The organism is Collimonas sp. (assembly GCF_039923675.1).
Taxonomy (GTDB): domain Bacteria; phylum Pseudomonadota; class Gammaproteobacteria; order Burkholderiales; family Burkholderiaceae_D; genus Collimonas.
In genome coordinates this window covers 26,732-34,185 of the sequence record NZ_JBDTCG010000072.1, presented here as the reverse complement: position 1 = coordinate 34,185, position 7,454 = coordinate 26,732, and the positions used below count along the sequence as shown (strand labels likewise).

Genomic DNA, 7,454 nt, shown 5'->3' with positions numbered 1-7,454 from the left:
GCCAGGGTTTCTTGCTGCTCGATGGCGTTGAACCAGGCGCGCACCTTGGAACGGGTGCGTGCGCTGGCGGCGTAGCCCGGATTGAGCCAGTCGCGCGACGGCCCGGCGCCGCCGGGAGCATTCTTGGCGGTGATGATTTCTACCGTCTGGCCGTTCTTCAGCGGCGTGTTGAGCGGCACCATGCTGCCATCCACGCGCGCGCCGCGGCAACGGTGGCCGACATCGGTGTGCAGGTAATAGGCGAAATCGATAGGCGTGGCGCCGCTCGGCAATTCGATCACGCGCGCTTGCGGCGTCAGTACGTAAATATGATCGCTGAGGGTGGCTTGCTTGAGCTTTTCCAGCCACTCGCGGCGACTGTCTTCGTGCTCGACCACCGCATCCACCACTTCGCTTTTCCAGGCCAGCAGTTGCCGCAGCCAGGCGATTTTCTCGTCGTATTTTTGCGCGGCAAAATTGGAGCCGCCGGACTCCTTGTAGCGCCAGTGCGCCGCCACGCCGTACTCGGCGAAATGATGCATTTCGTTGGTGCGGATCTGCACTTCGAGTGCGCGGTCGTCGTCGGCCAGCACCACCGTGTGCAGCGATTGATAGCCGTTTTGCTTGGGCCGCGAAATATAATCGTCGAACTCTTTCGGGATCGGTACCCAGATATTGTGGACGATACCGAGCACCGTGTAGCAAGTCTTGACATCGTCCACAATCACGCGGAAAGCGCGAACGTCGTACAGCTCGGAAAAATCGAGATCCTTGCCTTGCATCTTGTTCCAGATGCTGAAGATGTGCTTGGGCCGGCCCGAGACTTCGGCCTTGATGTCGGCCGCCGCCAGCTCGCTGCGCAAGCGCGTGATGGCGGCATCGACGAAACCTTCGCGCTCGATGCGCCGCTCTTCCAGCATCTTGGCGATACGCTTGTAGGTGACCGGATCGATAAAACGGAACGACAGGTCTTCCAGCTCCCACTTAAGCTGCCAGATGCCGAGCCGGTTGGCCAGCGGCGCGTACAGGTCGAGCGTCTCGCGCGCGTACTGGCTGGTGCGCTCGTTCTCCATCTTGTGCTCGGAAAAATAGCGCAGCGCCGTCACCCGCGAAGCCAGCCGCACCAGCACCACCCGCATGTCGGTGGCCATCGCCAGCAGCATCTTGCGCAAGGTTTCGACCTGGCTGGCGGCTTGCTGCGCGGCGTTCTTGCCACGCATGACTTCCTGCGGCAAACCGAAGGTAAAACCGTGCAGCCGCATCAGTTGGCGGATACCGCCGACCAGGTCCGAGATTTCCTTGCCGAAGCGCTGCTCGATGGTATCGGCATAGCTGGCGTCCAACAACGGCAACTCGAACAGCAAGGCTGCGATACGGGTCTCTACATCGGTGTCAAGCAAGGCCAGGATGCTGGCCACGCCATGCGAAAAATCGAGCGCGCTCTGGCCGGTGGTGATGACGTTATCGGCGTATAGCGGCTCGACGAATGCCAGCGCATCGAGCACGCGCGCACTATCCGCATCGCTCAGGCCGGCGGTGCATAACTGGATTTGCGTAGCGCGTTGTGTTGCAGTGAGCGAAACCATGCTGACATCTTTATTTTTGTGCCGCGACCACGATAATTTCTATCAGAATTTCCGGACGTGCGAGTTTGGCTTCTACCGTGGCGCGCGGCGGCGCATTATTGGTAGAGACCCACTCGTCCCAGATCAGGTTCATGCCATCGAAATCCTTGACGTCGGCGAGGTAGATCTGGCACGACAGGATGTGATGCTTGTCGCTGCCGGCTTCAGCCAGCAAGCGGTCGATATGGCCGAGCGACTCGCGCGTCTGGCCTTCGATGTTCTGGGTGGTGTCCTCGGCCAGCTGGCCGGCCAGGTACACGGTACCGTTATTGATGGCGACTTCCGAAAGTCTCTTGCCGACGTGCAGGCGCTGGATAGTCATGAATCATCTCCTATAAATGTTATGAACAACAAATCAGCCGATCAGAAAATCGGCGACAATTTCAATCTGGTCGGTATGCAGCAAGGTTGGAGCATGGCCGACACCTGTCAGTTCCACCAGTTTGGCTTTTGGTCCGGTTTGCGTCATCAGTTGCGCAGTGTCGACGGACAGCAAATCAGACTGCGCGCCGCGCACCAGCAAAGTCGGACAGGTAATCGCCTTGTAGGCATTCCACAACAGCATTTCCGCCATTTTGAAGGCGTCAGGGCTGGTCGACTTGAACGGCTCCGCCAGCTTCAAATCGTAGTGGCGTATCCACTCGCCTTGCGCGTTCTGGCGCAGCACATCGGCCGCCAGCTTGTGCCATTCGGCGTCGGTATGCGGACCGAAAGAGGCCGAGATGGCGCGAATATAGGCGGCGGCTTCATCAAAGGTGGCGAAGCGCATGTCAGCGCCGATATATTCGCCGATGCGTCCCATCGCGTCCGGATTCAGGCTGGGGCCGACATCGTTCAAGACCAGTTTGCGTATAGGGTTGTCCGGCAGCGAAGCCAGGCCGATGCCGATCAGGCCGCCCATCGAGGTGCCGACCAGGTCGACGGTCTCGGCGTTTAGGCGAGCCAGCAAAGTGACCACATCATTCAGGTACTGCGGCAGTATGTAGTATTGCGGATCGCGCAGCCAGCCGGAACGGCCGCGGCCCACCACGTCTGGACACACCACCCGATAGGTACCGCACAGGGCCCGCGCCAGCTGGTCGAAATCGTCGGATACGCGAGTGACGCCGTGCAGGCACAGCAACACATTCGGATTGTGCGGATCGCCCCATTCCTGATAGGCCATTTTATGCAGGCCGGCGGGAGAAATACATTGAACAGACTTGTGCGTGGCGATGGTCATTGGTACCCCGTTTCGGTTAAGGCTTGCCGGGCGACGGCAAATAGCGCCCCGGCGAACCAGGCAGCGCATTTTGCTTTGCGGATATACAACATCTTATCGCATATGGCCCTACCCTTGCACCTTACCTTGAACATAAGGGCCACAGGCGGGCCCGCAATGAAAAAACGGCGTCTGACACCGGGTGTCAAACGCCGTTTTTTTCATCCGGAAAAAATTCGGAAAAATCCGGCCGGGATCGCAGTATGCAGCCCGGCCTCCGGTTTTCCCGTCTCAGTGCAGTGTGCTCAGGTCCAGTTCAGCGCCGGTTTGGGCAACGATATCTTCCCGGCTTACGCCCGGCGCCAATTCGATCACCTTCAAGCCCTGCGGCGTAACGTCCATCACGCCCAGGTCGGTAATGATGCGGTCCACCACGCCGACGCCGGTCAGCGGCAGGTTGCAAGCCTCCAGGATCTTGTGCGAGGTCGAGCCGTCTTTGGCCTTGGCCACGTGCTCCATCAGCACCACTACCCGGCCCACGCCAGCCACCAGGTCCATTGCGCCGCCCATGCCTTTGACCAGCTTGCCGGGAATCATCCAGTTGGCCAGATCGCCATTCTTGGAGACCTGCATTGCGCCGAGAATGGCGATGTTGATTTTACCGCCGCGTATCATCGCGAACGAATCGGCGGAACTGAAGTAAGCCGATCCCGGCAACGAGGTCACGGTCTGCTTGCCGGCGTTGATCAGGTCGGCGTCGACTGCATCGTCGGTCGGGAACGGGCCGATGCCGAGCAAACCGTTTTCCGATTGCAGCCAGACTTCGATGTCTTTCGGTACATGGTTGGCAACCAGCGTCGGCAAGCCGATGCCGAGGTTGACGTAAAAGCCATCTTGCAATTCTTTCGCCGCGCGCGCGGCCATTTCATCACGTGTCCATGCCATTTTATTCTCCTGGTCTACGTTCTATTCGTTCTATTCGTTCTATCTATTGTGCCGGGCGAACGGTGCGCTGTTCGATCCGCTTTTCCGGTGTCGCATTGACTACGATGCGATGCACAAATATGCCCGGCGTGTGGACCTGGTCCGGATCGATCTCGCCGACCTCGACCAGATGCTCCACCTCGACCACCGTGATCTTGCCGGCCATGGCGACGTTCGGGTTGAAGTTACGGGCGGTTTTGTTGAATACCAGGTTGCCGCTGCGATCGGCCTTGTAGGCTTTGACCAGCGAAACGTCGGCCACCAGCGAACGTTCCATCACATATTTTTCACCGTCGAATTCGCGGATTTCCTTGCCCTCGGCGACCAGCGTGCCGACGCCGGTTTTAGTGAAAAATGCCGGAATGCCGGCGCCGCCGGCGCGCAGCTTTTCCGCCAAAGTACCTTGCGGCGTAAATTCCAGTTCCAGCTCGCCGGCCAGGTATTGACGTTCGAATTCCTTGTTTTCGCCGACATACGAAGCGATCATTTTCTTGATTTGACGAGTGGTTAGCAATTGCCCGAGACCGAAGCCGTCAACGCCCGCGTTGTTGGAAATCGCGGTCAACTCTTTCACGCCTGAATTGCGCAGCGCCAGGATCAGCGCCTCCGGAATGCCGCACAGGCCGAAGCCGCCTACGGCGATGGTCTGGCCATCTTTGACGATGCCGGCCAACGCGCTTGCCGCGTCAGGATAAACTTTGTTCATGCCTTGCCTCCTGTTTGTGTAAACTCTAGCTATTATTGCTTTGCTCTTGGTCTGTTAGCATATGACGAAGTGATGCTTCCAACAATACCGTAAAACTACGAATTCTTATCTTTTGCCTAATTCCGCTATCGATTACCAGACCATCTTTGCCCACGCGCCGATAGGCATGTGCGTTTCCGAACGCCGCATCATGCAAGTATGCAACCTGGCGCTGACGCGGATGTTCGGCTATCAGCCGGAGGAATTGAACGGTCAGTCGTTTGCGCTACTGTACCCGACTCAAGACGAGTTTGAGCGCACCGGTGTGCGTATCGTGCCGATCATGAACGCAAAAGGGATTTATTCGGACGAGCGCATCATGCGGCGCGCCAGCGGCGAGTTGTTCTGGTGCCATGTCACCGGCCACGCGCTAGTGCCGGAAGATACCCATGCGGCCGGCATCTGGACCTTTGAAGACTTGAGTGAAAAGCGCCGCGCCTCGGCAGTGCTGTCGCCGCGCGAACGCGAAATCGCAGCGCTGCTGGTAGAAGGAAAAACCAGCAAGCTGATCGGCAAGCAGATCGGTCTCAGCCCGCGCACTGTCGAAATGCACCGGGCCAACCTGATGAAGAAATTTGAAGCGTCGACTTCCAGCGAACTGGTGCACCGCCTGCTGGGGATTACGCAGGCAGAGAAGATTTAAGGCTTATCCCGGCAATACAGGATTAGTCAGCAACTGGCGCAGGCCATCTGGCAAGGGCATGGATTTCTCCAGGTCGAAATCGACCCAGACGATCTTTGCGGTACCCTCCGCGAACACCACGTCCGGCATGTCGGCGCGGCGGATTTCGTAGCTGGCCTCGAAACTGGAGCGGCCGATCGCGCCGATATAAGATTTGACTTCAACTTCGCAAGGGTATTTCAATTGACGCAAGAAACTGCATTGCGCATTGACCAGCACCGGCCCGTGACGCGAGTCGAAATCACTGCCGAGTTGTTGCAGCCACTCGATCCGGGCCTGTTCCATATAGCGGAAGTAAATCGTGTTGTTGACGTGGCCGAGCGCATCCATATCGCCCCAGCGCATGGCGATACGGGTAGTGTGGACGTGTTTTTTGGTTTCCATGACTCTAACTTTCCTGAACTGAATACTGTGTGCAGCGCCGTCTCGTCGGATAACATGCGAGGAACCCTACTAAGCACCGACGAGACCTAGCATTCTGCCGCAAAATCCCCGACAATTAGCACATCCGTTCGAAAAATTAATTATAGGTAAAGAGACAATGACTCCAACCCCAGGGCAAAACCAGCAGAATCTCCTAGAACAGTATGGCCCGCGCGAAGCGATGGAATACGATGTCGTGGTCGTTGGCGGCGGTCCGGCCGGCCTGGCGGCAGCGATCCGGCTCAAGCAGCAGGCCACCGAACAAGGACGCGAAGTGTCCGTCTGCGTATTGGAGAAAGGCAGCGAAATCGGCGCCCATATCCTGTCCGGCGCCGTGATGGACCCGCAGGCATTGACCGAATTGCTGCCAAACTGGAAAGAACTGGGCGCGCCGCTGACCACTGAAGTCAGCGAAGACCGCTTCCTGTTCCTGACCGAAAACAAGGCTTACAAGACGCCTAACTGGCTGTTGCCGGCCTGCTTCCAGAACCATGGCAACTACGTTATCTCTTTGGCGAACGTGGTGCGCTGGATGGGACAGCAGGCGGAAACCCTGGGCGTGGAGATTTTCCCCGGCTTCCCTGCCGCCGAGGTATTGTACAACGAAGACGGTTCGGTCAAGGGCGTCGCCACCGGCAATATGGGCGTGGACCGCCATGGCCGGCCTACCGATGCTTTCCAGCTGGGCATGGAGCTGCACGCCAAGTACACCTTGTTTGCCGAGGGCGCACGCGGCCATCTGGGCAAGCAGCTGATGGCAAAATTCGACCTCAACAAGGGCAAGGATCCGCAAACCTACGCCATCGGTATCAAGGAACTGTGGGAAATCGATCCCAAGCTGCATCAGCCGGGCCTGGTGGTGCATACCGCCGGCTGGCCGCTGGATACCCAGACCTACGGCGGCTCCTTCCTGTATCACCTGGAAAACAACCAGGTCGCAGTCGGCTATGTGGTCGGCCTGGCTTATGAAAACCCCTATCTGTCGCCTTATGAAGAATTCCAGCGCTACAAGACGCATCCGGAAATCAGCAAGTTTTTCCAGGGCGGCAAGCGGATTTCCTACGGCGCCCGCGCCATTACCGCCGGCGGCCTGCAATCGCTGCCCAAGCTGACCTTCCCGGGCGGCGCGCTGATCGGCTGCGACGCCGGCTTTCTCAACGCCAGCCGTATCAAGGGCAGCCATGCCGCGATCAAGACCGGCATGCTGGCAGCCAATGCGGCGTTTGAAGCTTTGGGCAACAACCGCCAGTTTGACGAGCTGACCGCTTACAGCCAGGCCTTCGAACAATCCTGGCTGCGCGAAGAACTGCACAAAGCGCGTAATTTCAAGCCATGGATGAGCAAGGGCCTGTATCTCGGCACCTTGATGGTCGGCATCGACCAGGTGGTATTCGGCGGCAAAGCGCCATGGACCTTGCGTCACACCCACGCCGATCACGAATGCCTGAAGCCGGCCGCCAACTACGCGCCGATCAAGTATCCGAAGCCGGATGGCAAGCTGACCTTCGACCGCCTGTCGTCAGTGTTCATTTCCAACACCAACCACGCCGAAGACCAGCCGATCCACCTGACCTTGAAAGATCCAAACGTGCCGGTGAACGTCAACCTGCGCGACTATGCCGGTCCGGAAGCGCGCTACTGCCCTGCCGGCGTCTATGAATTCGTCACCAACGACGACAATACAGAGCGGCTGCAGATCAACGCACAAAACTGCGTGCATTGCAAAACCTGCGACATCAAGGATCCGACACAGAATATCGTGTGGGTGACGCCGGAAGGCGGCGGCGGCCCGAACTATCCGAACATGTAATATCA

8 protein-coding genes are annotated in these 7,454 nt (G+C 58.3%); 2 read left to right on the top strand and 6 right to left on the bottom strand.

Annotated elements, in window-relative coordinates; translation table 11 throughout:
* The 5 genes from ABI171_RS15285 to ABI171_RS15265 form a co-directional block, all read right to left on the bottom strand.
* Positions 1-1,565, bottom strand: a 1,565-nt coding sequence (locus tag ABI171_RS15285) for an HD domain-containing protein (RefSeq protein WP_348093370.1), incomplete at its 3' end; no start/stop codon positions are given.
* 10 nt (positions 1,566-1,575) lie between these two features.
* Entirely contained in the window at positions 1,576-1,926 is a 351-nt protein-coding gene (locus ABI171_RS15280) for a RidA family protein (RefSeq protein ID WP_348093369.1), read from the bottom strand.
* A gap of 33 nt (positions 1,927-1,959) precedes the next feature.
* Positions 1,960-2,826, bottom strand: coding sequence for an alpha/beta hydrolase (locus ABI171_RS15275; protein WP_348093368.1), 867 nt, complete (start codon positions 2,824-2,826; stop codon positions 1,960-1,962).
* A 270-nt stretch (positions 2,827-3,096) separates the two neighbouring features.
* On the bottom strand, positions 3,097-3,750 hold the full coding sequence (locus ABI171_RS15270; protein WP_348093367.1) for a 3-oxoacid CoA-transferase subunit B: 654 nt from the start codon (positions 3,748-3,750) through the stop codon (positions 3,097-3,099).
* A gap of 43 nt (positions 3,751-3,793) precedes the next feature.
* Complete coding sequence (locus ABI171_RS15265; protein ID WP_348093366.1) at positions 3,794-4,495, bottom strand: CoA transferase subunit A; 702 nt, start codon at positions 4,493-4,495, stop codon at positions 3,794-3,796.
* 112 nt (positions 4,496-4,607) lie between these two features.
* On the opposite strand from ABI171_RS15265, the gene ABI171_RS15260 reads away from it, so the two are divergent.
* A complete protein-coding gene (locus ABI171_RS15260) occupies positions 4,608-5,177 on the top strand; it encodes a PAS and helix-turn-helix domain-containing protein (protein WP_348093365.1) in 570 nt (189 codons plus the stop codon).
* A 3-nt stretch (positions 5,178-5,180) separates the two neighbouring features.
* On the opposite strand, the gene ABI171_RS15255 is transcribed toward ABI171_RS15260, so the two are convergent.
* Positions 5,181-5,600, bottom strand: coding sequence for a thioesterase family protein (locus tag ABI171_RS15255; protein WP_348093364.1), 420 nt, complete (start codon positions 5,598-5,600; stop codon positions 5,181-5,183).
* 157 nt (positions 5,601-5,757) lie between these two features.
* Here ABI171_RS15255 and ABI171_RS15250 point away from each other — a divergent pair, with 157 nt between their 5' ends.
* Positions 5,758-7,449: an electron transfer flavoprotein-ubiquinone oxidoreductase gene (locus tag ABI171_RS15250; RefSeq protein WP_348093363.1), complete on the top strand. Its 1,692-nt coding sequence runs from the start codon at positions 5,758-5,760 to the stop codon at positions 7,447-7,449.
* Positions 7,450-7,454: the final 5 nt, after the last annotated feature.